Source organism: Vibrio sp. 10N.286.48.F5, assembly GCF_041469785.1.
GTDB lineage: Bacteria > Pseudomonadota > Gammaproteobacteria > Enterobacterales > Vibrionaceae > Vibrio > Vibrio crassostreae_C.
The window spans coordinates 46681-72441 of record NZ_JBFRLG010000049.1 but is presented as its reverse complement, the minus strand read 5'-3'; the positions used below and the strand labels follow the sequence as shown (position 1 = coordinate 72441).

The 25761-nt window shown below is 40.7% G+C and carries 21 protein-coding genes, 2 tRNA genes and 1 pseudogene; 8 read left to right on the top strand and 16 right to left on the bottom strand.

Features of this window, described 5'->3' with window-relative positions; genetic code table 11:
- Positions 1 to 92: 92 nt before the first annotated feature.
- From AB4185_RS20920 to AB4185_RS20905, 4 genes are all read right to left on the bottom strand, one after another.
- Positions 93 to 168, bottom strand: a tRNA-Gly gene (locus AB4185_RS20920).
- A 46-nt stretch (positions 169 to 214) separates the two neighbouring features.
- A tRNA-Cys gene (locus AB4185_RS20915) sits at positions 215 to 288 on the bottom strand.
- Positions 289 to 488: 200 nt separating this feature from the next.
- Complete coding sequence (gene viaA, locus AB4185_RS20910; RefSeq protein WP_017064542.1) at positions 489 to 1934, bottom strand: ATPase RavA stimulator ViaA; 1446 nt, start codon at positions 1932 to 1934, stop codon at positions 489 to 491.
- A gap of 11 nt (positions 1935 to 1945) precedes the next feature.
- Positions 1946 to 3601, bottom strand: a complete 1656-nt coding sequence (locus tag AB4185_RS20905; protein ID WP_372135881.1) for an ATPase RavA domain-containing protein — start codon at positions 3599 to 3601, stop codon at positions 1946 to 1948.
- A gap of 287 nt (positions 3602 to 3888) precedes the next feature.
- Here AB4185_RS20905 and AB4185_RS20900 point away from each other — a divergent pair, with 287 nt between their 5' ends.
- From AB4185_RS20900 to AB4185_RS20885, 4 genes and pseudogenes are all read left to right on the top strand, one after another.
- The gene (locus tag AB4185_RS20900) at positions 3889 to 4404 is read left to right on the top strand and encodes an NUDIX hydrolase (protein ID WP_102333598.1); all 516 of its coding nucleotides are present in this window, start codon (positions 3889 to 3891) and stop codon (positions 4402 to 4404) included.
- Positions 4405 to 4421: 17 nt separating this feature from the next.
- The gene (gene ltaE / locus AB4185_RS20895) at positions 4422 to 5426 is read left to right on the top strand and encodes a low-specificity L-threonine aldolase (protein ID WP_102333597.1); all 1005 of its coding nucleotides are present in this window, start codon (positions 4422 to 4424) and stop codon (positions 5424 to 5426) included.
- An 89-nt stretch (positions 5427 to 5515) separates the two neighbouring features.
- Positions 5516 to 5833, top strand: coding sequence for a cytochrome c (locus tag AB4185_RS20890; protein WP_017064539.1), 318 nt, complete (start codon positions 5516 to 5518; stop codon positions 5831 to 5833).
- Between the two features lie 119 nt (positions 5834 to 5952).
- Positions 5953 to 6471, top strand: a pseudogene (locus AB4185_RS20885) (IS5 family transposase); the annotation flags it as partial.
- An 83-nt stretch (positions 6472 to 6554) separates the two neighbouring features.
- Here the strand turns inward: AB4185_RS20885 and AB4185_RS20880 are convergent.
- Positions 6555 to 7475, bottom strand: a complete 921-nt coding sequence (locus tag AB4185_RS20880) for a LysR family transcriptional regulator (protein WP_076668635.1) — start codon at positions 7473 to 7475, stop codon at positions 6555 to 6557.
- Between the two features lie 122 nt (positions 7476 to 7597).
- On the opposite strand from AB4185_RS20880, the gene AB4185_RS20875 reads away from it, so the two are divergent.
- Complete coding sequence (locus AB4185_RS20875; RefSeq protein ID WP_017064536.1) at positions 7598 to 8722, top strand: DUF1254 domain-containing protein; 1125 nt, start codon at positions 7598 to 7600, stop codon at positions 8720 to 8722.
- Positions 8723 to 8799: 77 nt separating this feature from the next.
- Here AB4185_RS20875 and AB4185_RS20870 read toward each other — a convergent pair whose 3' ends face one another.
- The 9 genes from AB4185_RS20870 to AB4185_RS20830 form a co-directional block, all read right to left on the bottom strand.
- Positions 8800 to 9291, bottom strand: a complete 492-nt coding sequence (locus tag AB4185_RS20870; protein ID WP_229648398.1) for a hypothetical protein — start codon at positions 9289 to 9291, stop codon at positions 8800 to 8802.
- 7 nt (positions 9292 to 9298) lie between these two features.
- Complete coding sequence (locus AB4185_RS20865) at positions 9299 to 9871, bottom strand: hypothetical protein (protein ID WP_372102476.1); 573 nt, start codon at positions 9869 to 9871, stop codon at positions 9299 to 9301.
- Positions 9872 to 9874: 3 nt separating this feature from the next.
- Positions 9875 to 10636, bottom strand: a complete 762-nt coding sequence (locus AB4185_RS20860) for an AHH domain-containing protein (protein WP_372102474.1) — start codon at positions 10634 to 10636, stop codon at positions 9875 to 9877.
- 7 nt (positions 10637 to 10643) lie between these two features.
- Positions 10644 to 12152, bottom strand: a complete 1509-nt coding sequence (locus AB4185_RS20855) for a PAAR-like domain-containing protein (RefSeq protein WP_372135880.1) — start codon at positions 12150 to 12152, stop codon at positions 10644 to 10646.
- Positions 12153 to 12300: 148 nt separating this feature from the next.
- On the bottom strand, positions 12301 to 13092 hold the full coding sequence (gene icmH, locus AB4185_RS20850) for a type IVB secretion system protein IcmH/DotU (RefSeq protein WP_017064531.1): 792 nt from the start codon (positions 13090 to 13092) through the stop codon (positions 12301 to 12303).
- Positions 13089 to 14414 carry a type VI secretion system baseplate subunit TssK gene (tssK, locus tag AB4185_RS20845; RefSeq protein ID WP_102333589.1) on the bottom strand — a complete coding sequence of 442 codons (1326 nt, stop codon included), beginning with the start codon at positions 14412 to 14414 and terminating at the stop codon, positions 13089 to 13091. The genes icmH and tssK overlap by 4 nt, the downstream gene beginning before the upstream one ends.
- A gap of 11 nt (positions 14415 to 14425) precedes the next feature.
- Entirely contained in the window at positions 14426 to 14926 is a 501-nt protein-coding gene (tssJ, locus tag AB4185_RS20840; protein ID WP_029222546.1) for a type VI secretion system lipoprotein TssJ, read from the bottom strand.
- The gene (tagH, locus tag AB4185_RS20835) at positions 14919 to 16415 is read right to left on the bottom strand and encodes a type VI secretion system-associated FHA domain protein TagH (RefSeq protein WP_372135879.1); all 1497 of its coding nucleotides are present in this window, start codon (positions 16413 to 16415) and stop codon (positions 14919 to 14921) included. The genes tssJ and tagH overlap by 8 nt, the downstream gene beginning before the upstream one ends.
- Before the next feature lie 9 nt (positions 16416 to 16424).
- Positions 16425 to 17030, bottom strand: a complete 606-nt coding sequence (locus tag AB4185_RS20830) for a hypothetical protein (protein WP_102333587.1) — start codon at positions 17028 to 17030, stop codon at positions 16425 to 16427.
- A gap of 658 nt (positions 17031 to 17688) precedes the next feature.
- On the opposite strand from AB4185_RS20830, the gene AB4185_RS20825 reads away from it, so the two are divergent.
- The 3 genes from AB4185_RS20825 to AB4185_RS20815 all read left to right on the top strand — a co-directional run bounded on the left by AB4185_RS20825 (position 17689) and on the right by AB4185_RS20815 (position 22987).
- Positions 17689 to 19002: a type VI secretion system ImpA family N-terminal domain-containing protein gene (locus AB4185_RS20825; protein WP_102333586.1), complete on the top strand. Its 1314-nt coding sequence runs from the start codon at positions 17689 to 17691 to the stop codon at positions 19000 to 19002.
- Between the two features lie 61 nt (positions 19003 to 19063).
- Positions 19064 to 22456, top strand: coding sequence for a type VI secretion system membrane subunit TssM (tssM, locus tag AB4185_RS20820; protein WP_372102467.1), 3393 nt, complete (start codon positions 19064 to 19066; stop codon positions 22454 to 22456).
- A 78-nt stretch (positions 22457 to 22534) separates the two neighbouring features.
- Positions 22535 to 22987, top strand: coding sequence for an Lrp/AsnC family transcriptional regulator (locus AB4185_RS20815; RefSeq protein WP_017062578.1), 453 nt, complete (start codon positions 22535 to 22537; stop codon positions 22985 to 22987).
- A gap of 29 nt (positions 22988 to 23016) precedes the next feature.
- Here the strand turns inward: AB4185_RS20815 and tssG are convergent, their stop codons facing one another.
- Both tssG and tssF read right to left on the bottom strand, forming a co-directional pair.
- Positions 23017 to 24015 carry a type VI secretion system baseplate subunit TssG gene (gene tssG / locus AB4185_RS20810; RefSeq protein WP_372135878.1) on the bottom strand — a complete coding sequence of 333 codons (999 nt, stop codon included), beginning with the start codon at positions 24013 to 24015 and terminating at the stop codon, positions 23017 to 23019.
- A complete protein-coding gene (tssF, locus tag AB4185_RS20805; RefSeq protein ID WP_017064523.1) occupies positions 24012 to 25760 on the bottom strand; it encodes a type VI secretion system baseplate subunit TssF in 1749 nt (582 codons plus the stop codon). The genes tssG and tssF overlap by 4 nt, the downstream gene beginning before the upstream one ends.
- Position 25761: the final 1 nt, after the last annotated feature.

Here is a 25761-nt window from a genome sequence, read left to right as displayed (position 1 = left end):
CACCACCAGGGCACGCAATTTTTTATTGCGATGCCGATTACTGAAAAGTAAAACACCATCTTAATGTCAAAATGAATCAACACTACAAAATTTGGAGCGATACATCGGGTTCGAACCGATGACCTCAACCTTGGCAAGGTTGCGCTCTACCAACTGAGCTAGTATCGCATTTTCATTCTTAATATCTCTTAACTTATCAAGCTAAGAAAAAGAATGGAGGCGCCTCCCGGAGTCGAACCGAGGTCCACGGATTTGCAATCCGCTGCATAGCCACTCTGCCAAGGCGCCTTTTTTAATTCAACACTTTAGGGACTTAAGTAAGCCGCACCGCTGTGTTCGGGTGCCTACTTTACGGATTGAGGGGAGATAGTCAAACAAAAAAGTGAATTTAAATTCCGTTTGCTGACATTTAAATCAAATTGCTGCATGTTCGATCTCTTTAATCAAAAAACACACAGCAAAATCGAGTTAAACAAGATGTTCTAGCGCTACCACTTCTTCATGAAACGACCGACAAGACTCGGATGATACGCCCAGCAGTGGTCAAACATAGTCATAAGTTGAGGGTTGCCATACTTAGAAAGACTAACCGCATGGAAACGGTTTTTGTGTTCTTTCAACTTTTCAACCTGAGCAATCATTTCGTCTGATTGTTTCGGCGCAATAAAGTCAGAAAGTACGATTAAATCGGCATTCTTGTATTTATCACCAGTCATTAGGTCAATCGACTTCATGAGAACAGGTTCCAAATCCGTACCGCCGTGGAATGAGTAACTTAAGAAGTCGCTCGCTTCACGTAGGCCATCTTGCCTGGTTAACTCATAGGTAATCTGCTCAGAAGAAAAAAGAATCACATAACAGTCTCTCTCTTCTGCAAGAGCAATTTGCATTAAGGCATAAGCCATTGCTTTAGCAGACTGCTCAGGGAAACCACTCATAGAACCCGAAGCGTCCACACAGACGATAAACGGGCCCTTTTCAATATCGATGTTCTTGCTATCTGGTTTTTGCGCCTTCACTTTGCGTAACGTGCGTGATTTACCTTGCGAGCGATAGCTCAGTAAACGCTTGTCGGCCAAGTGCTTGTAAAAGATAACCTCAAGTTCAGGATAAGCTAAGAACATGGTTTCGTTTGGCAGCATCTTGTTAAGGTCATCACTTTCATGAATCCCGACAATATCATCGACCGCTTCATCGCTTTTCTCTTCAACCACCTGCAATTCTTCTACAGGGGCTTTGTGTAGCGAAGGATCATCTTCCTCACCAGCCATACGGCCTAGCTTTTCAGCGATCTCTTGCAAGCCCTTGTGCTTATTCAAGAACTCAGCATGACGTTTCATGATGGTAAGGTCTGTTTTGCTTAATTTGGCAGAAGCCATGTCCCACAAGCGCCCTACACTGCCTTCATCACCCGACTCAGTCACTTTATCCATGTTTTTCATGGTTTCCATGCGCTGATAAAGATCGGCTAAGACTTTTTCTTTGCTTGTTTCAAGTTCAGTTACTTGAGCTTGTTTAATCGCATCAGAAAGTGATTGGTACCATTGGTCGCAAAAGTAGTGTGGAAACATCGCGTTATAAACACCCTTGTTGTTCTCCATAAGGCGTCGAGCTTGTAGATAAAACGCTGAGTGCCACTCCAGCTTTTTGATAACGCTGTCAATCTCATCAAAGAACTGAGGTTCATCCCAGTAAATCACTTCTTGGTAAAGGGCGATTTCCTCTTGGAATCGATCAGTTTCACACACCTTAGTAACGCGTTTTTTAACTTTACCGCGCCATTTAACTAAGTGGTTTTTCACTGATGTTTTCACACCTTTGTTCTCTGCAGCCATCATGACTTGAGAACGAGCGATGAGATCATTCATCGCGGTATCAATGATTCCGGAATCAGCTACCATCAAAGCGAGGTTTAAGCCGTCTGCTCCTAACATATGCTCTCCTCTTACTCGAAGTACTGGCTCATAAACTTAATACGCTGAGCGATCTTGGCACTCTTCACTTTCGTGGTTTCAAGATCTTGCGTTACCGATTGCAAACTTGCTTCCATCGCTTTTGGTAAATCAGGGTCAATATAGTTATGAGGTAATGCATCATGGAATTCAGTACGAACGCGTTTTAACTTGAATTCAGCTTCAGTTAACTGTTCTAAGGCTTTCTCAGCGCCACTCAACCACTTGTTGTACAGTTCTTGGTCTAAACCGTCAGTAGTAACCACACTCACCAATACAGAGCGATTGGCGATGTCTTTAATCACTAATTGGTTTGATGCATCCAAGTCGAGTTTTAAACGGCATAGGTTTTTATTTTCGTTTACGTAACCGTAAATATCACCGTGACCTTCTTTAAGAACACGATCAAAATCGTCTTTGGCTACGTATACCCAACGGCTATCGCCTTTCTCAGATTCAGAAACCGACATGTTGCTTTGCAGCATAACCAGTTTCACTAGATTGTAAGCACGGCCCACACTGTACATTTTCGCGTTCTTGATGTCATTCTGGTAAACATCTTTACGCAACAAGCCACTGGTTGACTCCATAGAAAGTGACACCGACAACGTTGATTCAACATCGTCTTGAATCTCTTCTAACTCTTCACGAGACATTTCAATTTGAGCTTTCGACTCTTGTTGATCAAACGCTCGGTTCAATGCAAAGTCTTTCACCACGCTACGAACCACATCACGTGATTCTGGGCTATGCCACAAACAATCTTGCAGAAGCATAATATCCAGCGGGTTCACGCTATCGCGACCACTAAAGAACGCACTCGCTTTCAATAGTTTAACGGCCTTCTTCCAGCGTCTGTCTGATACATACAATTCTGACTCTGAAGCAGAGCCTTGCTTCTTAACCGTCTCTTCAAGCATGGTTTTTAGTTCAAACAACTTATCAAACGAATTGTCTGTCAGTTCCAGCTTATCGAGCTCTTTCTGCCATTGATGGTATTCAATGTCCGTAATCGCCAAACCTTTTGGAATTACCGCTTCTTGAGAAGTACCCGTCGTCAGCATCGATTTAAAGTTTTGTTTGTTTTGAATACGGTTTACAAACACACGAACCAACATACGGTCATAAAGCGCTTCCAGGCCGCTGTCTTCGTCTGGAAGTTCATTAGATGCAGATACCAACAAGCGCATTGGTACACGCTCAATGTCGCTGCCGTTTTTGAAGGTTTTTTCGTTCACTACAGTAAGCAGTGTGTTTAGGATTGCAGGGCCTGCTTTCCAGATCTCATCAAGGAACACAACTTGTGCAGTTGGTAGGTACCCTTCAGTCAGTCTTACATAACGACCGTTATCTTTTAATTCTTGGATACTTAGCGGACCGAACACTTCCTCTGGCGTAGAGAAACGTGTCATCAAATATTCGAAATAGCTACTATTGTCAAAAGCTTGGATCAAGCGTTTAGCAATAAGACTTTTTGCGATGCCCGGAGGGCCTAATAGGAATACACTTTCGCCGGCGAGAGCCGCCAGTAAACAGAGCTTAATCGTGTCTTCTCTTTCATAGACACCATCGGATAGAGCATGCGCTAATTTATTGATTCTTTCAGAGAGTAGCGCTTTGTCAGCATGTGAGGAAATAGAAGGGTTCATGCGTTACTCCGGAAATCTTTTAACTGTTGATAGTGTAGATATGTTTTTATACATTTGTTAGCACTTTGTTACAAGTGTATTTTATTATTGAGTTGCATTTATATCAGATGGTTAGGGTCGTAATTTTCATGTAATCATAGATTCCAAATATGAGAGTAACATCACGAACGGCGCAAAACGAAATCTATAACTAAACCCAATTTTTCTTTTATTTTCGACACCATAGACGTTATGGTGGTGCACGTCTTCAGTTATCGACAAATTGGCAAGGAATGTGGCCAGACTGCATGAGTAAAGTTATCCATCAATGGAAAAGTATTTCTCTTATAGAAGAGAACGTGACGCTCCCTACGAACGTCATGGTAAAACATACAACAATCAACCACCCTGGCGCGGCCGTTATTCTTCCTATCACTTCGTCTGGAAAGATTATCCTCATTAATCAATTTCGCCCTTCTCTCAAAAAGTGGCTTCTAGAGTTACCTGCAGGCACTATGGAAATTGATGAGACACCTCTTGAATGCGCGCAGCGCGAACTGGAAGAAGAAACAGGTTACAGTGCAACTTCTTTTCAAAGTTTAGGGCAAGTCACCCCTTTGGCTGGCTTCTGTGATGAAATACAGTATCTGTTTGTCGCAAAAGACCTAAGCCTCACTACCCGCTTTGAATGTGATGAAGATGAAGTCATAGAAGTGATCGAGCTGAGCTTAGAAGAACTACACAACAAAATACGACACGATCAAATCACCGATACAAAAACTATCGCTTGTTTAAGTAAAGCCCAACTCTGCGGCTACCTATAATACTCTAGGAGAGAAACATGGACTTTCGTTCTGATACCGTAACTAAACCCTCACAAGCAATGCGCGATGTAATGGCAAACGCAGAAGTCGGCGATGATGTATATGGTGACGATCCAACAGTAAACGAGCTTGAGCAGTGGGCAGCAGACGAAACAGGCTTTGAAGCCGCTATGTTCACGTCTTCTGGCACGCAAGCTAACCTACTTGGTTTAATGGCGCACTGTGAGCGTGGTGACGAATACCTTTGTGGCCAACAGGCGCACAACTATAAGTACGAAGCTGGCGGCGCTGCGGTACTTGGTTCTATTCAACCTCAGCCAATTGAAAACAACCCAAATGGCACGTTAGATTTTAAAAAACTTGCTGCTGCGATTAAGCCAGACGACAGCCACTTTGCACGTACTAAGCTGCTTAGTTTAGAAAATACGATTAATGGTAAAGTACTTCCAATGTCTTATTTAGCGGAAGCTCGTGAGTTCGTAAACCAACATGGCTTGCAAATGCACCTAGATGGAGCGCGCGTCTACAATGCGGCAGTCGCGTTAGATGTTCACATTAAAGAGATCGCACAACACTTCGATTCTATGACGATTTGCTTATCGAAAGGTTTAGGCGCTCCAATCGGTTCACTACTTCTTGGTAGTAAAGAGTACATCGCCAAAGCACGCCGCCTACGTAAAATGGTGGGTGGCGGTATGCGTCAGGCAGGTATTCTTGCCGCAGCAGGGAAAATGGCGCTCACGGAGAACGTGGCTCAACTTAAAGCTGACCACGACAATGCAAAAAATCTAGCGATTGGTTTAAACAAGCTAGAAGGCTTTTCTGTTAACCCTAATTTCATCCAAACTAACATTGTGTTTGCTAAATTAGATGAATCAGTAGATATCAACCGCATCGCACGAGAGCTAGGTGAACAAGGTATTACTATGTCACCAGGTAATCCTGTTCGCTTTGTTACTCACCGTGATATTAGTACAGAAGACATTGCTCGATTCCTAACGGAATTAGAAAAAGCGCTGTAACTCTCAGCAAAGTTCTCATCTATCGCTATTAATACTTGAGCTTCCCCTAAGGGGAAGCTTTATACTTTTGTTTTCACAGGAGTATATACGTGTACAACAAGTATCTAATCTTACTAACTGCTTCCCTCTCTTTCACACTTCACGCAGACAACTTTGGTGATCCAGAACTCGGTAAACTGAAATCCCCGAGTTGTGTTTTTTGCCATTCAGTTGCTGGCGACAACACGAATAAAAACTCCCCAGACCTTAAAGGGCAAGACCGCCTCTATTTGTTCAATACTATGACAATGTATAAGAACGACCAACGTGAAGGTGCCTACGCTGACATGATGAAGGCTCAATTAAGTCGACTTTCTGAACAAGATTTAAAAGATATTGCTGCCTATTATTCTTCATTATCTAGATAGCGTTCTATTCCATATCGAGAGTTGGCTTTGTTGTGTAATTCAATCGAACTAAACCTAGAACCTACGACCTGTTCAGCTACGCCCACCCCCTCTCGTAGCTCTGTGCCTAAACCTCGTTACAATACAACCAATCATTTATTAATCGAGGCTTTCTGACCTTTTGGATTGATAAAGAGACAATAGTCGGGTGGACGCAGAGCAAACAGAATAAGCGCTCGTTTAGGCCATGTCGGTTCAATGATTTAGCTATCACGACAGCACTCATGGTGAAACGAGTTTTCTCTATGCCACTGACAGCGCTGCAAGGATTTGTAGTCTCGATATTTTGGTTAGCCCATGTGCCGTTAAGTTGTCCGCATTACACCTACATCATTCGTAGAGCCAAGCAAGTTGAGGCCTCATTTAAGACTAAAGCTAGAGGAGCAATACGGCACCTAGCCATCGATGCTACTGGCCTTAAGGTTTATGGTGAATGTGAATGGAAAGTCAAAAAACACGGGACGGATGGGAAGCGTAGAGTCTGGCGAAAGCTTCATATTGCAGTCAATACAAACACACATGAGCTCGTTGCCGCCGAGCTAAGTTTATCAACGGTTACAGATAGAGAATTACCCCCGAACTTACTGAAACAAACTCGTTGAAATATCCTTGAAGTACCTGGTGATGGCGCTCACTCTAAGAAAAAGCGATGTATCGAGTTAAACAGTTGCCAGGAGGACAACTAACCTAACCCATCAACCAACTGGACTATGTTTTCATGTAGCCACAAGTAGAAAGGATCTGACTCCCTTTTTTTGTGTTGATAAAGCAAAATCTGCTTGCTATTGAATGATGGGAGCCTCGCATGACTAACTTCAACTAGGTTATGTGTATTATCGATATACAGTTCTGAAGTTGGAAATAGAGCCTCGGTTTGCGCTGCCACAGCTGCGACATTTGAGATTATTTCGGAACGAAAGACTTCGTTATAATTCAATCCTCTTTGCACCAACATGTTTTCCATCATCCCCTCTTTTTCATTCCACTCAGCCAACTGTGCAATTGCAAATCGACATTCTGAAAGATATTCAAATTCTACAATCTTCTTCAGATGAATAGGATGGGATTTATTCGCATACAACTTAAAGTGATCTTCGGCCAAATGTTTATGCAATATGGCCTTGCTGCCTATTGGGACGTCGTAATTAATGCCTAACTGAATGTTATCTTTCGCTAAATTATCAAGCGTATTCTGGTTCCATATGTGGCAAGAAAATGTCACGTTCGGCGCATGCTTGGCAAGGAATAGAAACAAGATATGAGGCAATGACTGTCCTAAAAGCGGATTAATGGCCAAAGAGATATGCCCAGCGTGGCTGTACGCGTCGAACTTCTTTACCGGAGTTAATGTTTTCTCTAGCAGCGCAATTAAGTCAGGGAGTGACTCTGCGATTTGATTACACCTGTAGGTAGGTTTCATTCCTTGTGGAGTCGAAACAAAGAGCTCATCATCAAGCTGCTCTCGAAGTTTCCGTAACTTCCGACTCACAGAAGGCTGAGCAAGAAAAAGTCGCTCCGCAGCATGGGTAACATTTTGCTCTTCTATCAAAACATGTAGAACCTTAAGTAGGTTCAAATCGATCTTGTTTAGCGCAGCTTTCAAAGTACCAACCTCACAGGTATAACATATTTGTCATACCTGTGATTCTATATAGTCATTTCATAAATACCAAACTTTTACTTACCATTACCTCAACTTAATAAAACAGAATATGGTATTTAAAAATGAAAAAAACTCTACTTTCTTTATTAGTGGTCACGTCTTTCTCTACGGTTGCAGGAACGTCCACAACCAGCTTTAACAATGAAGATAAATCAATTGAAGACGTCTTTGCTAACATTGACTCTTCTTCGTGGGCGGTAAACCCAGAAGATCATGGTATGACGGTGCATGAGTACATAAACCAAGAAGGCATTTGGTTTGCTGACAATTTTGCTCGCAACTTTAAGTTAGGCTTAAACAACCTTCATCACTTCAAAGAACTGGCGAACAAAGACACTCGCTGGGTTGTATCACCATCCATTGATCACTTGTACTCAATGGGCGTTATCGATACCTCCAAACCATTTACAGTCGTTGTACCTGAGAACGATGGGAAATTGGTTACACTTCACCTTCAAGATATGAACCACACTCAACCATTTTATAAGGTTGGCGCAGGAACTTACGAGTTCACTCCTGAAATGTTCGATACAAAATATGTGCTGATAGGCTTGCGTTTTGCGACAGATGGAACAAAACAAAACGTTAAACGGATTACAGAAGAGCTTCAGCCGAAAGTGAAAATTATCGGTGGTGGTCAAGATCTTGAAGGATTGCCAAAGCCAAACACTGAGGCTATGGAAGCAGTTCGTACTGCATTAATGCCAGAATACGATAAGTTAAATGACACATACGATACAGTTCAATACCGAGCGCAAGATGTGACTGACTGGGAAAAGACTACTTACACAATTGCTGGAGCGTTCGGCCTATCGACAGCTGACACCGCAATGTATGCACCTTACGCACTAGAGAATGCCAAAGGTGAACAATGTTACCAAGCGACATACGAAGCACCTAAATTAGCTAGTGACCTAGGTTATTACTCAATCACTGTCTACGATTCAAAAGGTTATCTCATGTCGAACGAGAATAACATCGTTTCGACCAATCAAGGACTGACGCAAAACGAAGACGGTACATTCACGGTGGTATTCGGTGGTTTAGACTGTAAAAAACATGCGGATGGTAATAACGTAAACTTTGCTTACACCCCTAAAGACAACTGGTCTTTCTTATTACGTGTCTATCAACCTAACGTTGAATCAATGAAGGTATACACCCTGCCCGAGATTGAAAAGATCTAAGTGCTTAACTATTGCTATGTATCAGAAGTTAACGTAACCAGTATGACTTAAAAAAAAGCGCCTCAGGCGCTTTCATTTTATACATCTCGAACCCAAACATCATTAACATGTTGCTTAAGTAAATCAATCACGCTTTGGTGAATAAAAACCAAACCATAATCTTCTTCTAGTTTGAAGATCAGCCTTTCTTCTAGTGGAATATTCTCAAACTTAGAAAAATCAAACTCGGTATTTTCAGCATCTATCCAATTAAGCTTACCAAACTGCTTTTCTTGATTCGTCAATTTGTAAGTTTGGTGAATGTAAGGCATCCGATAGTCTTCATACACCTTAATTTGATCATCAGATGGCTGGCTTGGGGAGCAATCGACACGAGCATCTAACCATTCCACACCGTGCACAACCAATTGTTCTACTTTTGAAGCGATATCGCCAATAACAAAAAGCTTTGGTGAAAAAGTCATTTCCAGTAATAAGTCTGGTTCGACAGGTACAATTGGCTTTGGAGTTTGTTGAAATGGAAACTCTGTTAAGTTTTGCTTTGATAAAACACTATATTGATTTTTCATTATCGCCTCAATATTTCGGTACTTCTTGATTGCAATCTAGCTTAAACATCCTCAAATCAGAATAACGGTCATCTTTAGCTACTAGATCGTAAATTTCCTCACAAAACACTGTCGCAGTATCAGCGCCTTGCACCCTAAACAAAATACGTTTTTGGAAAGGTATTTGTACTAGCTTATCTTTTGACAAATACAACTCCATAACAAGGATTTTGTTTCTCTTAGGAGATTTTCTAGTTCGAGACTTAACATCGTCAATAACATCAATAACATTGTTAAGAGCAAGTAAATATCTATCAGTCAACGAGCCATCACTTAATTTTAGTGTCGCTGGGTAGCACTCTATACCATAAGGGTCAAAGCTCATCACGATCTCAGCAAACTCCTTGGTAACACAAAGATCCCCATTATCGGCTATATTTCCAACTTGCTTAGTCGAACCGTCCAGTGCTTCCCACACTATTGGTGATTTCGAGCTCGTAGGTTCATATTCGGATTTACTATATAGTGGCTCTCTATTATCGATACATGTAAAGCTCGTACTAGAAACTTGAAAGTTTTCACTAATTATTGAGAATTTCATAGCTTACTGTTGTTCTCCTATCGTCTTCAACGAACTGCCTTCATAGCAAAATGCCTTTACCTTTTCTTTAGTCGGTACCGGTCTTCTGTAACTAACATCACTCAAATCGTAATGGTTTCGATCACCACCGGAGTTCCTACAAAAATGACATCCGGTGCCTGTATTACTGAGGTGTCTTCCTCGGGCTATCAAGTGAAGTTTATGATTTCCGATTAAGTCTGCAATATCAAGGGATAGTTCATCTAGAGTATCTACGTACTCTTGAGCATTAGTATCGCAATCTACACTTTTTAGTTTTTTTGCAAGCATAGAAGCTACGACTTTATGATACCCAGATAGACTTGTAATCAACGACAAGTCCCCTTCTAATAATTCAGATTTAAACGAATTCGTTTCATTAGCAACATTGGCCTCCAAAGATGAAAGATCTTGCACAATGCTAGTACCCGTTTCTGCCTGATAGTACTCTTCTAAACGTTGATCCGTGTGTCCTGATTTGTGTAGAGGTACTCTATATTGGCATGAAACCTGGTCGATTGTAGGTAAGAAAGTTAAGTTAAACAGGTAGTTTATATCATAACCTTTGTACACGATTTGCTTCTTTCGAACGCTCGATAATTTCTTCGCTACTTCACAAGAAATCAAGTGGTGAGCCGCTACCGAGTATGCTTGAAAGTTTAAAGGGTGTTTATCTCTAACTGAACTAATTTTCTTTGTTTTTAGGCTCGAACGGGACCAACGTCCTTTATCTGTTTGTATACCCATATAGACCTCACATCTTTAATGCTTCTTGACATTGACCTTTCTTTTTACCAGCAATTCTGCAGCAGACCTTACACTTAACTTCTTTTTTGTCTTTTTCCTCATTAGTTTTATCCGCACTCTTCCCTGACTGAGCAGATTTACCAGTGTTGTGCTTAACTTTTGCAGGATAAGCTCGCTCGCCTTTACCCAAAATTCGAGCGAATAACTGGTCAAACTCACCCATCGCTTCTTTTAGTTTATCTGGCACCATTTTATCGATTGTTTTCACTTCGTCGGCTAACTTTAAGAAGTACTCTGCTAGTTCATCAGCTCCCATGCGATTAGCGTAAGAAGCAAGCTCACTCGCCACTTCAATACAAGGTTTTAGAACATCCGATACAATATTGCTCGCCTGCTTGGCGTAATCAACCCATTTTAATGTACGCAAGAACTTTTCTGGATCACCTTTGCCCATCCCCCGAAGTACCGCGAGTAAAGTGTCTTTCGATGTGCCCTTACCACCTTTCAAAGCGACTTTACATGTACCTTTAACTGCACTACCAAACGTTGGAACACAGCCAATCAAAGTCAAAGAGAGTGCCAACCAATTTTCTGGCTTATCTCGCTCTTCTTCACTTAATAGTGTCATGATATTTGCTGAGAGGTCTCGTACATCCGCTGCTTGGTCTACGACGGGGATCATTGTCAGCGCTGTGTTTGCAATGATTTGCTCTACCGATGCATCATCATTAAAGTCACCTAAAATTACCCCCCAGATCCAGCTGGCAGCGCCAGACATTCTCTTCCAAGAATTTTCCCAGAAACCAACCTCACCTCGTTTGGCTTCTTCAATAATTAATTGGGCATTCGCATTTGGGTTGAAATTAGGGTTGGTTTTAGTTGGGATGTTTGGCATGAATTCGCGACTATCTTCACCATAGTCAATGTTAAATTCACCAGGTGCAACCCCACTCACCGAAGCTTTGCCTACATTATCTAATGTACCTTCAAAGGAAGCGCCGGTTTGATCAATCAGTTTATATGTAGCCCCTTGAACAGGTTCTCCATCAGAATAAGAAAGAAACAGGTCTACCGTATACGTCCCTTCTTGCTCTTCTGTCACAGAAACCGAAGGGTTTTGAGCACCGCCTAAACACATGGTGTTGGCTTTATTCATGGTCATTTGATCAGAAAGGCGGCATACACCGACACCTTCGAACTTAACGGTAGGAGAAGCTGATATGAATTCGGCCTCGGCTTCAATAGTGCCTGAGGCTACGCCCTTTTTATCACCACCTGCATCGCCAGTACTGGCGCTGAATTTACTGCCTTTAATAGCAATGCTGTTACCGCCATCCATAGAGATGGTCGTGGTGCCGCCTACTAAATCGGCGGACTTTGCATTGTTACCATAAGGGATAGGAACAACAGGTTTGCCGACTGTTGTTAAACAAACATCAGGGAGTGTTGCGTTCGCTTCTCCTCCTGAGCCTTGATGAACTACGCTGAGTCCATTCGCACAAACTGTTACGCCCATAGTAAATCCAATTAAATTCCAATAGATGTATGATAAAAGAGATCGCAGGCTGCAATCTCTCTAAGTACGTAGTGAAAATGAAGGATGAGACTGTTACTTCGAGTCTATTTTTAAAAACGGACAGAAGATCTCACAATTAAATCTGATGCTACTGATACACATCCAAAAGCTGCTGAAATTTTAGGTCAATAACCAAGTAAGTCGCAGCATACATAACGCCAAAGATGACAGTACTGACGCCAAGAATTAACTTAGGGGAAATAACCCGTTTGAGCGGTTTTTTTAAGTACTTCGCCTTTAAGTTAACTAACGTTACTTTTTCCTGCTCAGCTAAACGCTCGTCTCTAACTAAGCGATAGATAGTATTTCCTATCTCTGAAAGCTTTTCGTTGCCACGCTCTTCTCGACCATACTTGCCTTGGAACCCTAGCTGCAGCAACAAATAGAGGAATTCTATTACGTGTCTATATTTTCGAGGGTCAGCTTTTAAGCGCTCTAAGATGGTGAAGAACTTGTCGCCACCCGATGTTTCGTTATGAAACTCAGACAACAAACTATTTGTACTCCAATGACTGTTCGCCCCCCACTCTTGTCGACATACAGATTCGTCTATCGCAGCACATAAGCAATAGCGTATGACCAATATTGATGCTCGATCCAACTCCATTTCATTGAGCTTTCGCTCACCTTTGCGAATTTCTCGTGCAACTTGTTCTCTAAAAGGGCCAGGGTCGTCCAACCAAGGAATCGAAGACATGCATGAGAGACTGGCGATTAACCAAGTAAACTGATCGACCAAAGGATTAACACCCATACTCTCAACATTTAGGTCTCTTACCGCAATATTTCTAGATAAATCAGGTGCAGGCATAACCTCCATTGGCTTGCCTGGCTCTGGTTGAAATAGTACTACTGTGACATCGTTTTCGGCGTAACTCATAGGCGTACAGCCCAAAGCTGTAGTGACAAGTTCGCGAAGTCACCTGCAATATGGACAGCGATGGCAGCTGTGTTATTCAATGCATTCCATTCGTCACTCGCTTTATCGAGCTCAAAATAGGTATAACCTGCATGATAAGGCAACGCTCGAGGTACCACTGGCATTGGTTTCATTTCAATGCCCGGCAATTGTAAGTTAATTAGATCGCGAATATTGTCGATCGAACCAATCTTAGTTTGGCTCACAAATTGTGTATGTAAAATATCAAGCGGTACGTCTGCTTTAACAGCAAGAATAAACGTCGTAGATTCGACAATTTTACTGTCTGGAATTGCTGCTGTTCGAATTCCGTAGCTTTGCTCTCTCAATGTTAGAGGTATTGCGCGTTGCTCTGACATCACACTGAGTGTCATTTTCGCGCTATCAAGTGTCCGAGATAAACAATCAGTAAGTTGGCTGTGGTTATATTTGGTGAACTCTTGTGGTCTGCGAGATGCAGAACACAATGTGGATAATTCACCCTCAGCTTGTAATAGGATTCGGTAAAACGACTCTGGGTGAACACCCTCTACGCTTGCAAAATGCCAGAACAACGGTTCGTAGCGATTTAAGGCTTGTAACAACATAAAGTCAGCAACAGATGATACGCCCTGTTGGTCAACCACCCCCAAACGCTGAACTATAGATTCTGCTCTATGTTTGAGCATTGACGCGAATTCAGTCGCGAACTTGCTTAAAACGGTAGAAGCATGAATATCAATACACGTCGGGATATAGTTCTCATCCAAAATGATGCTTCCGTCTGGCTTCACTTCGGAAATTTTTAAAATGGGTATCGATGTATAAGAACTCTTATCTTCGTGGTCGTACATTAAGAAGAAGTTAAGTTTACCCACCACAATACTTGCCATATCTTCTGATTCATAACATGCATCGACGGCTTCTTGGGTCTCCATGTTATAACGAGCACCGTCACCATTACCTCCAAAGAGTTCCGAACGCTCTGATGGTAGTGGGCAACATAAGTACACCACTTTATCCGCAATAGATGGGTCAACATCTCTTACTTCTGGAAGTTCAGCAAGAAGCGGTAAATCAAATGGCGTGCGGTCTTGTAATATACCTTCTGCTCGTGTGATTCCGATTTTTCCTAATGCCAATAGCTCAGTATTAATCTCAATTTTTTTTACTCCCCAATGTAATGGAGAGCTATTAGAGCTAAGCATGTTAGATAACTTACTTTGAGATCGGTCTAGTTGTTGGAAATGTTGAGGCTTCATGAACATACCATCTTGCCAAACAACTGGATTATATAAAGACATTCGTCAGTTCCTTAAAAATACGTCTGTTCAATACCGCGAGTATTGTTCGAAGATAATTCACTACCCTCTACTTTTAATCTCAGAAAGTACTCACTTTTTTCTTCGATCACTTCAACCTTCCGCCAAGACGAGCCATCAATATCTCTGAATGCCACAGAAAAACCTAATGCACGCGTCGTTGGATCTAACTCTAAAATCTCATGTAGCTCATCGCCCGGCTGCAGTTGGTATTCATATCGTTTAATATACTCATCACCTAAGGACGCTTTATCATTTTCGAATAGAGCAAAGAAATCCAAACTACGAAATAAAACAGGTGAAGTGAGTTCATGAACTCTCAGAATGACCGGCGAAGATTGTCCCTGCTCTCGTACATTGAGAAGTTCTGACGCTTCTATCACGAGTTCAATTGAAGATGTTTCTGGTGTAATTCCAGATGATTCTTTAAATTGCTCCCACATAGAGCAACCTGATAATAGAAACAAGGTAATGGGGATTATAAGTTTACGCATGATCAGCTTTTGCAACCTTACTGTATCTGTCTTTCATCAACGCTTTAAATGTCGACTCATTGAATTGTCGAGTATTCTGCTCATAATGTTCGCTGTACTTTTGCCATAGCTTTGACTTACTAAGGAAGCGCGTTTCCTGGCTTAAAGTGTTTGCAAACTGCTGAGGATCATTCGCTTTTAGTTGCTCCAATACCAAATCGTTAATTGCCTTGGCATATAAGGTATCGTGCTCGCTAAGTTCATCCAGTATCTGTTCAATTAGCTCATTTGGAGCCAATAGATTTTGACTATTTAGCGTTAACATCAATGTAGTTAGGCTAAGATCATTGTGAGCAAAGGAGCTTTCGTCAGTAAGCTCTTCAACACTCTGTAAATCTTTGTACAAATTATCGATACACAATCGCAAACAAGCGCCCATTTGTTTAAAAAATAAAGCGTCATGTTTCGTGTCAGACTCTAAATCAACACCCAGTCCTTCAAAGAATGCATGTGTTACATTTTCATGTTCGTAAGAAGTTTCACTCAATGCGGTATTACTCTGAGTTCTACTCTCACTTTCAACAGGCTGCTCTTGTGGTTCGGTATGAGGGACAAACTCTTGTGTCACCTCTTCCCACTTGTGGCTTTGTATATTTGCGGAATTAGGGATAATAGTAACAGGCGGTACTTTTGTCGGTTTACGCTTGGGAACATCTGAACTGCCGGTAAGCGTATCTGACTTAAAATCGGTACCTTCAATGTTTGTTGGTTTTAAACGGTTCGGTATCTTAGTTTGATCATCAGCGATGTCTTGAGCATTCAGGTTCGCCTGCTGTTCTTCTTCCATCCCCATCCAATCTTCAGGAATCAGACTAGGGAGGTCGAACTCAGAATGGATGCTTAAACTGTCATCAACAACTTGCCTTTGTGGTTCTATCGATGACTTCATAAGATTTTTTTCGTTACTTTCGTCTCGGACCAAATAATCATCATCTCTCTGCATTGAGAATTTTAAGTGCTCGACGGGATCATGAGTATCTACTCCATCAGGTTTCGTTTCCATGAAGAGATCTTCAAGCGCGCCTGTCTCTGCTTCTTCCTCAACAACGGATTCTTCCAAGTTCATTAAAGGGTCTGTTGAATCTCTTTCTGGCGCTATTTCAGAAGCTATGTCGTATGAAGTCGTTACCAACTCAAGAGAAATACTCACTTCATATTGTCCGAGAGAAACTCTGTCACCATCGCACAACGAAACTGGTTGATTCTTTAGGATCTTATTACCATTAACCAATGTGCCATTTGTACTCACATCACTAATGTAATAAGTGTCTCCATATATACTCAATAGACAGTGCGTACCAGATATGAATCGGTTGTGATCCGTTAAAGTCACTGTACAACCTGCTTCTCGCCCTAGAGATCCACCTTCTTCAGGCATCTCGATACTTTTAGCTCCAACATATTCTTCAGGGCACTTCGAGATCACCAAAACCAATTGATTTATACGCATGAATAGCCTTTAAAACAGAAGAGAAACACTAAACTCGACACCACCTAGACCTTCGTTATAAAAAGGTAAGATGTATGAAGCTTGCGGGATTATTTGTAAATGAGCGTCTGGGTTACTTCCTAACTTGATCACACTACCAAAAGTCACAACAGCGCCAGCTTCAAATTGATCGATATCTTCAAGTTGTTCGCCGTAACGAAAGCCTTGGTCGTCAACTTTCCAACGGTTTGAGTATTGCGAGTAACCTAAAGACAAGCCTGCACCTATATAAGGTGTGAACACCGACCAGCTACCTAAAGCATACTGAGGCACAATACGAAATTCGTAATTGGTTACCTCGTTATAAACGCCATTCTTTGGAGCTTCGATATCATCTTCTGCTAAATAATTGAACCCTAACCACCAACGCCATCGGTTGTTACTTTCATCAATTGGACGTGTATGGACGAACCCGTAACGTAGAGCATCTACTTGTCCACTCGGCCCTTCATCATATTCTATAGTGTCTATGCTCAGCATATTTACTGAACCACCATATCTTTCACCCTTCGCGATTGCGATGGACGAAAAAAGACACATTGTGGATATTAGACCGATTTGACTTAGGTTTCGCATGCTTCCCTCTGAGTTCATCCATATATTAACTAGATGCGCAAGATAGCAAGTATTATGTCTTTTACAATAAGGAGACGGTCACACCCGCCATTTACGACATTATAACTAGCAAAAAAAACGATATATCTACAAGAAAATGCATTACGAATAATTACAAATAAAATTCATTTATAAAATCAAAACTATCAATAATTGAAAAATCAAACGACCAACAACCATCCAAAGAAAGAAGGTTGTTCAATACAAGAAAATTAGCATTTACAAAATTCAAAAAACCTAAAATGCCACTTTTTTATCTTTAACCTATGGCATAATCATTTAAAGCATTTTTCTAATTTAGTGTTAGTTAATATTTATGCAATCATTGACAAGAGTAATTATTAATCAATAAAGCACCACACGTAGGAATAGTTAGATTCATATTATTTCTCCCCAAAAAGACCATAAATGTGACCTTCATCACTGAAATTTTATAAAGCCTAGTCGTAAATTGTTACATTTTTTGATCTTTTTGTGAATAACGTCACATAGTGCTAAAATTAAGAATGTCGCAGTTCGGAGTTGAATTCGGGAATATAAATAAAAAACAAGCGAGGCTAAATTTATTAGTTATCGCTAAATTTCGATTTCGTTATATATACAGTTGGATATCAAGATTATGTTCTCCTCAGATTTCACAAGACGGCCTATTGACGAAGAAAAGCCTAGCGGAACTAACCCAAACGCATTAGATGATTTTACAGAGATAAAACGTCAAATTAATAACCTTAATAAGGTGACAGGGAGAGTCTCTTGGAAAAAGGTTCAGTCTCTTTCAAAAACGATACTTTCGAAAAACAGCAAAGATTTCCGTTGTAGTTGCTACTTTACTGTCGCAGCAACACATAATGATGGCTTAAAAGGTTTAGCTGAAGGACTCAGTTCTATTCTGGACTTATGCGTCGTTTATTGGTTTACCGCATATCCAGAAGTTACAAAATCAAACGCAAGGATTGGGGCGATAGACTGGATGGTTGAACACACAGAAAAACGAATAAAGTCGATTAAAACAAACCCCGACGACGTACTGCTGATCGAAACTTGCCATCGCTTATGTATGAGAATTGAAGAAGAACTAAGACTACATTACGGTATAAAAGCACCTTCATTGGGTGGGGTACGTCGAATCTTAAAGCAATGGGTTGATGAACATAAAGAGACCGAAGCAAACCTGCGCGAAGCAGAGAATCAACGAAAGTACCGAGCTCCAGAAGAAAATAAACAACCAACACCAGTGGCTCAACCATCAACCATTAAAATTGATGTGTCAAATAAGCAATCTGCAACAACATCGAAAGTCGACGATAAAACACCCTCTAAGTATTTAGTCGTCTACCTGTTAGCCGGATTTCTTGCTTTAGCATTGTCCTCTCACTTCTTTTATAAGCAATACCAACTAAAAGATCTGACTAAACAAATCATCACATCTGATATCTCACAACTTAATGAAATAGCACATTCATTAAGATATGAATATGCTCCTATTTCTCAAGATGTTAGACCTAATGTCGTAAACCAATTAGACACACTAATGAAAGGTTGGGTTGCCGATCCAATCAAAGTGTATCAGATCGATATTTTAGACCGATTGACGCTTGATTTGACCAAGCTGTATCCGGACTCGTCTTCTATTCTACGATTACGCCAAGAGTTCACCAATGAACAAGAAAAGTTAAACACAGATTACGCCCAACTTCACCGACGCTTTTCTAACGCCAGGACTGTATTTGCGAATGTAATTAGAGGAAGTGAAAGTAAAAAGACAGCACGAGCTTATGAGTACAGTAACTCTCTTTTTCCATTGATTGGCCGCATTGAATATGCAGAAAAAGAACAACAACAAAAAGAACTACAGAAATCTCTTCGGATACTGAACGTCTATTTACACAAAATAAAAACCTTAGAATCAGATCTGTCAGCAAATAAACCGTAAAACTCATAAAACCGTCTTAAGACTCGGTATTACAACAAACTCAAAACAACGAAATAGGCTTATGTTAAAACACAAACTAATGAGGAACCCTGTTGTTATATCAACGGCCATTTTCCTCTTTCTTGCTGCTACGATCGCTGCAATCTATATCCTTTGGCTAGATATAACAGACAAGTTTTACCTATGGATTGCTTTAGGTGCTATAACAATTTTCTATTCGTTGTTTCAGGTAACGTTGTGGCTAAAAAAGAAAAACAACACTAAAGCCCTAAAGCTGGAAACAGAAGAAGAAGCATTAGCCATGGTCATCCGTCCGCTTCTTTCTGGTTCCAATAAAAAGCCAATCTATTTAATGATTGGCAATAAATACGCGGGTCGAACTCAGTTTCTACTTAACTCCAGTGCAATCAAGCCAATGGATCAGACTCGTACTGCAAAGAATGATTTTTTCGAATGGTATGAGTCAGACTCCGCCGTGTATATCAAACCGGATCAACGCCTATTGTTTCAAGAAGTATCAAGTAACGATAGCGCTCTGTGGAACACATTTGTAGATGAGGTCATTAAACACAAGCCTAGAAAGCCATTTTCTGGTTGCTTGTTTTTTATCGATTTTGAATTTCTAATTGTCTCTGAAACCGAACAAATCGATTACACGTTAACCGCGCTTAACCATCGATTAGAATCAGTAAGTGAAAAAACAGCTTCAGCGATCCCTTTATATTTAATGATGTCTAAGCTCGACAAGCTAGAAGGATTTAAGGAATACATACACTTTAGTTCTTTAAAGACCTCGGTTGAATTTCTATCAATTCCATTAAAGGAAGCTAAAGGTGTATTTGTTGAGTACTACCATGATAGCTTCCGTAATTTAGTAAAAGTAATGGAGAGCAATGCGTTAGATTCGTCGTCTCACTCTAATGAAGTTAACGAGAAGCAAGCCATATTAGCATTCCCTAAACAATTCGAATTGTGTCAGTCTGAAATTGCTTCTGTGATAGAACGACTTTCAGAACTCAATACTGGGTCTTACTCTCTTGATATCCGTGAAGTGTTTTTTATATCGAATATCCAAGGTGGTAGAAAATACAACCTATTAGCTAAGAGTTGCAGCAACTACTTTAACTTGCCTATCATTGCGTCGGAACATACTCAGTTAACAGAAACGCCCTATTTTACGCGTTTCTTAATGGACTCTCAGATCCTGCCTGAATCTGATTTCGCAGGTGAAAACAAGACTTACCTTAGGATGATCCAGAGGCAGAGCCGTCTAGCCGTTGCAGCTTCCATTATTTTACTAGGTAGTGGTGCTTACCTGTTTTCAACGACTTTAGATGACAACCTGAGAGTGATTAGTCAGCTTATTGGTATAGATGATTCACAATCGTCTTACCCAAAAGGCAATTCTTTTGAAAGTTCTCTTTCAAGTGCGATCCAAACTGTACAACCATCTTATCAAGCATGGCTTAGTGGCTCACAAGCGCTAGATAATGAACTTGTGAATATGAATGTAAGTCGTCTCGATGAAAGTACGAAAATCGCTTATAACGCCCTCATAATGCAAATTAGAAACCACTTAATGCCAGTAATTGAGCAAGGTTATCGTTTGCAACTAACACAAAATCAAGACAACGTTAATAATGCACTGCCTTTACTAAAAGGTTACTTAATGTTGAATGATCCTACAAAACGCGAGATAAAATTTCTACGTCAGCAAACGATGTCAACGCTCCAAAAACTCAGTGATCAACCAGACACGATCACGACAGTGATGAAATATTTGGACGCATATTTCCGCACTGATTTTGAACCTGTATCGATCAACATGAATATGGTGCGTGCGACAAGACGTTCTCTACTCTCTAGTTCAAATGTAGATCTTGTGTACGCCAGCTTGTTACAACAAGCAGGTGACATTGATTTAGGCACTTTGAATTTACAGCGAGCAGTCGGTTTCGACTTTAATAATGTCTTCAACGACAACTTGGATCCTCAACGATTAGAAATCGATAAAGTTTACACATCTACAGGCTTCAGTACGTTTTACCGCCCTCGCGTCGATTTAATGTCGCAACAAGTCATCACCGACAACTGGGTATTGGGTTTGTCAAACCACGTAATCCCAACAGACAAAGAACAAGAGACATTCAAGAAGCAAGTAAGAAAAAAATATACGGATGACTACATCAGTTATTGGCGAAATGCTTTAAGCGAACTAAAAGTAAAGCGTTATAACAATATAGGGGAGATTACTAACGCCATTGATCTGATCTCTGGTCCCTCTTCTCCTATGACAACCGTTCTAAAACAAGTTTATACAAACACTCAGTTTTCCCCGGTTGGACAACAGAATGCATTAATGGCCCAGGTTAACCCTAAACTTGCTGGTGCCGTAAATGCAGCACCAGAACTCGTTGAAGAACTTGTTCAACCTGACTACTTGTTGATGAAAAGAGTTGAACAAGCTTTCCACATCTTGAATCAATTACAAATTAACGAAACCCCTAACTCCCCTACACCATGGGATGAAACGATAACTGCACTGAGCAGAGTTCGTACGTATATGAAAGATATAGCAGACGCACCGGCCCCTCAAATGGCAGCGTTGTCTGCAGCACAACACCGGATGAGTAGTACGGATGCCGATCCTCTGATTCGTTTAAAACAAATTGCACAAAAATCTCCTGAGCCAGTAAGAAGTTGGCTTTTAGACGTAGTTAACCAGAGCTGGTCCGTGATGATTTCTGAATCATCAAAAGGAATACAGACTCTTTGGTATAGTGAAATCTATTCTAAGTTCAAAGAGTTAGGTTTAGGAAGGTACCCTTTTGATCTAAGTGCAACAGAAGAAATTTCGATCGAAGACTTTGAGCTGCTTTTCGCATCGGGAGGCTTGCTTGATGCATTTATCGATAGAAATTTCGCTCCTTTTTATGACACAAACCTATGGACGCCAAAACAAGTAGAAGGTGAAATTATGCCTCTCTCACCAGAACTGCTTGTTCAGTTACGAAATTACAATGTCATCAGAGATACACTAATCAACAAGAGTACAAACCGTTTGTACCTTCCATTTAGTGCGAAGGTACTTGATCTTGATTCTAGTGCGATCAGAGCAAGCTTAAAAATAGCGGACTCAAATATCAACTATTACCATGGTCCCAGCAGAATTCGCGAACTTGAGTGGCCTCCTCAAAATGGAGATTTCAATATCAGTATAACAATTCAAGATGTAACAGACGAAGGTAAACAACATGTACTGAGCAAGAATGGTCAATGGGCTATCTATCGGTTATTTGGTGACTCAACGTTAACAAATACCCATAACGGTAGCTTCGTGAGTGATATAAAAGTATCAGGCAGAGATCTGAGCTTGCGAATCACTCCTTTGACTCAGAAAAACCCGTTTACGTTAGCGGAGCTGTATAACTTCACTCTACCCGAAGCCATATAGTAAAAATACAAATACAAATACAAATACAAATACAAATACAAATACAAATACAATAATAATTCAGAAAAGGCAGAACACATGATGTCCAACATTAGTTTACAAGGCTTAGACAAACTAGATCGTAAAATTCTTTCGAATCTACTCTCCAATGGGCGAGAATCGATTGCTAATCTTTCTCGCAACATCGGCTTGTCGCGAACAGCAGTCGCTGAACGCATCAACAGACTTGAAAAAACCGGTATTATCAAAGGGTATACGGCACAAATAAGAGTAGAAAATGACGGGAGAAAAGCGGCCAGTTATTTGCTAATTTCTTGTGAAAAAGGTAAGAAAAATGATGTAAGTAATGCATTAAAAGAACTACCTGAAGTCAGACTTACAAGCATTGTTGGGGGGACCTACGACATTATTTCTTTGATTGAAGCTCCTGATCTGCAATCAATACACCATTTATGTAATGAGATAGAGTCTTTCAATGGCATTCGCTCTCTCAATACAACAGTAGTGCTACACCAGCCAATCAGTCGTTAAAAATAAAGCCGCTCTTATGAGCGGCTTTTTTAAATGCCTCCAATTACTCTAATCTTCGCATCTTTCGTACCTGCTTGACCCAACCAAAAAGTTTGCCCCAAACTCGTCCCATCACCTTGACCGAGTTGGTTCTTTGGAACTGAGTCTAAATCAACGGTTAGCTTTAAATCCCAAGACATGGGGTCACGAAGAATAAAACGCATCAACCCCACTAAAGTTTTATGGAAATCTCCTCCATAGGAGAACTTTCGGAACGTCTCGAAATCAATGTTATCAATACAAAGATTAAACTTACCGTTTAGATCTGGGATGCTCTTACCTAAATGTAAATTTGAACCCAAAATACAATTCGTTCTATTTAATTGATTCCTTTGGCATTCGGCAATTTTTACTCTTCGAAAGACCCACTCTTCGATTCGAACACTTGGTAATGAAAAATAGTGCGCAACAATGCCAGAAATAAGTTTCGGAGAACGTGTCCTGGTAGATAGCTGATTGACGTAAGACAAAATCTTTGCACGATCAAGCCCGATCGTATCGGACTCTTGAATAACATTAGACAACCCTGCTAGGTGCAGCATACGCCCAGAAAAGTCATCTTTTGCATCGCTTTGATACTGAACATGATAACGGTACTTTTTCCAAACACGATAGATTAAACTGGTATATCTATTATGAAAGAAATCAAAGAAGTCTCTAACTGGATTATCATCATCATCTCTACCTACTAATTTTTCTGTATAGTTCGCGGGCAAAGGTGAACTTGAACCGTGTAATCCTAAAAAGTTAGTTTCAATTCTCGAATAGTGCTCACCAGACCTTTCCATATGACTGATGAATTCCATATCACTTTTGGGGAAACAGAGGTTTGGTGAGACACTAAACGCAATTCTCTCTTGATAAAAATATTTGTTTTCACCAACCGCTACAAAATCACTGCCCGGTAATAGTTGGTAGTGCTTCTCTAACAACAAAACTGCTTGAAAAAAGCTAAATTCGTTTATTTTTTCTGATAATTCATCAATCATAAGATTGTTTGCTGTCCAGTTAAACTTGCCCATTGGTAGCTTTCGCCACTGCGTTCATCGTAGACTTCTAACTCTGTAAATGAGTTAACACTTGAATATAAGCGTATGAACTCATTCAATACATTTGCCATCAAAAACATGTCCCCTTCATTGACAAAAAAACTAGAGTTCATCTTAAGCTTAAATTGATTACCACGAACGGATACCCCTCTAAACACTCTATCGATAGGTTTCATTTCTGATGAGATAATGCCGTCAAGCCTGTGCAACGAAGCCCTATGAGCCTGCCTATCCACTCTAGAATGGAAGTCATATGTAGACAGTAAAACCTTGAGTACATCAATATTAGAGAGCGATAGATAATTCAATGACATATTAGCAATCAGTTGCCATTGGAGTTCGCCATTCACTTGCGGGCTAACAGATTGCGTAGGTTTAGTAATATTACTAAACGTGGCGTAAGTTGGAGATTTATGTGTGGTATATATGATGTCTCCTACAGACAATCTTTCAGACAAATCTGCATTACTGCACAATAACTTCATCAAAACCGTTTCGGTTCCTAGGTCTGCAATATCCCCATTGTGGGTATGAAAAGATATATAACGCTCAAGCCCTCTTCCACTCACTCGCTCTGAAACTTTTGACTTGTAGAAATCACGTTTATCTCTTTGATTTATTTGGTGTTCAAAGGACTCAAATTCAATAAGAGATTTTCGTCGCCTTTCATTTTTGCTCCAACTTTCTACTTGGTTTATTGAATAAACTTCGTAGTGATCCTGGTTGTCACTCTGTGGCCGAACTTTATACTCATTTCGGCGATGTTCAAGCCGAATTGGATCACCATCTTTTTCGAATAGGTTCACAGCTGGCGTGCAATGTAACCTTAAGTGCTTATCTTTCAGGACAACTTCGGCAGGTAATGCTCTCTTAAAATGGAATTTAAGGTTCACGGTACTTCTTTGTGGTATCCCTTTTAGCCAATCGAGACCGGTAATATCAAAAAACATAAATTTGTCTGGTAAAGAAAAATATTCTTGCAACAAACGATAACCTGCAAATGAATTGTCGCTATATGGCAGTATCGCTTCGTCGTCTTGGTACCCAACCGGTTTAACAAATTCAGGTCCAAGTTTACGTTTATACCCACCGCCCACGTCTAACTCGACGTAGTCTAAGTATCTAAATATCCATAAGAAAAGAATTCTAGTTATATGGATCTCACCATGTAAATGAAACCTTAATTTATCTAACCCGATACGAGATAACTCTAGCCCATGTTCAGTCGCAAGTGTCACATCAACAGATGAGCTTGTTCGACTGTTGCTTTGGTCAATGCTTGTGATTTTTAAGGGGAAAAGCTCTACGTCATAGCAGGTTCTGAATAAACATTGCGTACCTTCCACTTGTTCACTAGCCATCTCAGCCCCGCGCTTTACCACTGTTTTTTCAGTGACACTTCCGGAGTGTGGCGTTAGTTCGCTAATGCATAACGAAGGAATCGAGCGCATGTAATGTGGCCACAACAGCGTCATTAACGACTGAGTGAGCTCTGGGAGTTCATCATCAATCTTTTCTCTAATACGGCCAGTAAGAAACGCAAAACCTTCAAGAAGACGTTCTACATCAGGATCGAATGTTCCTTCAGACAAAAAGTTGGTCAGTTTTGGATTGTACTTGGCAAATTCGCTGCCGGATTCTCGTAGATATGTGAGTTCATCTTGAAAGTATTTACTGTTACTCAAG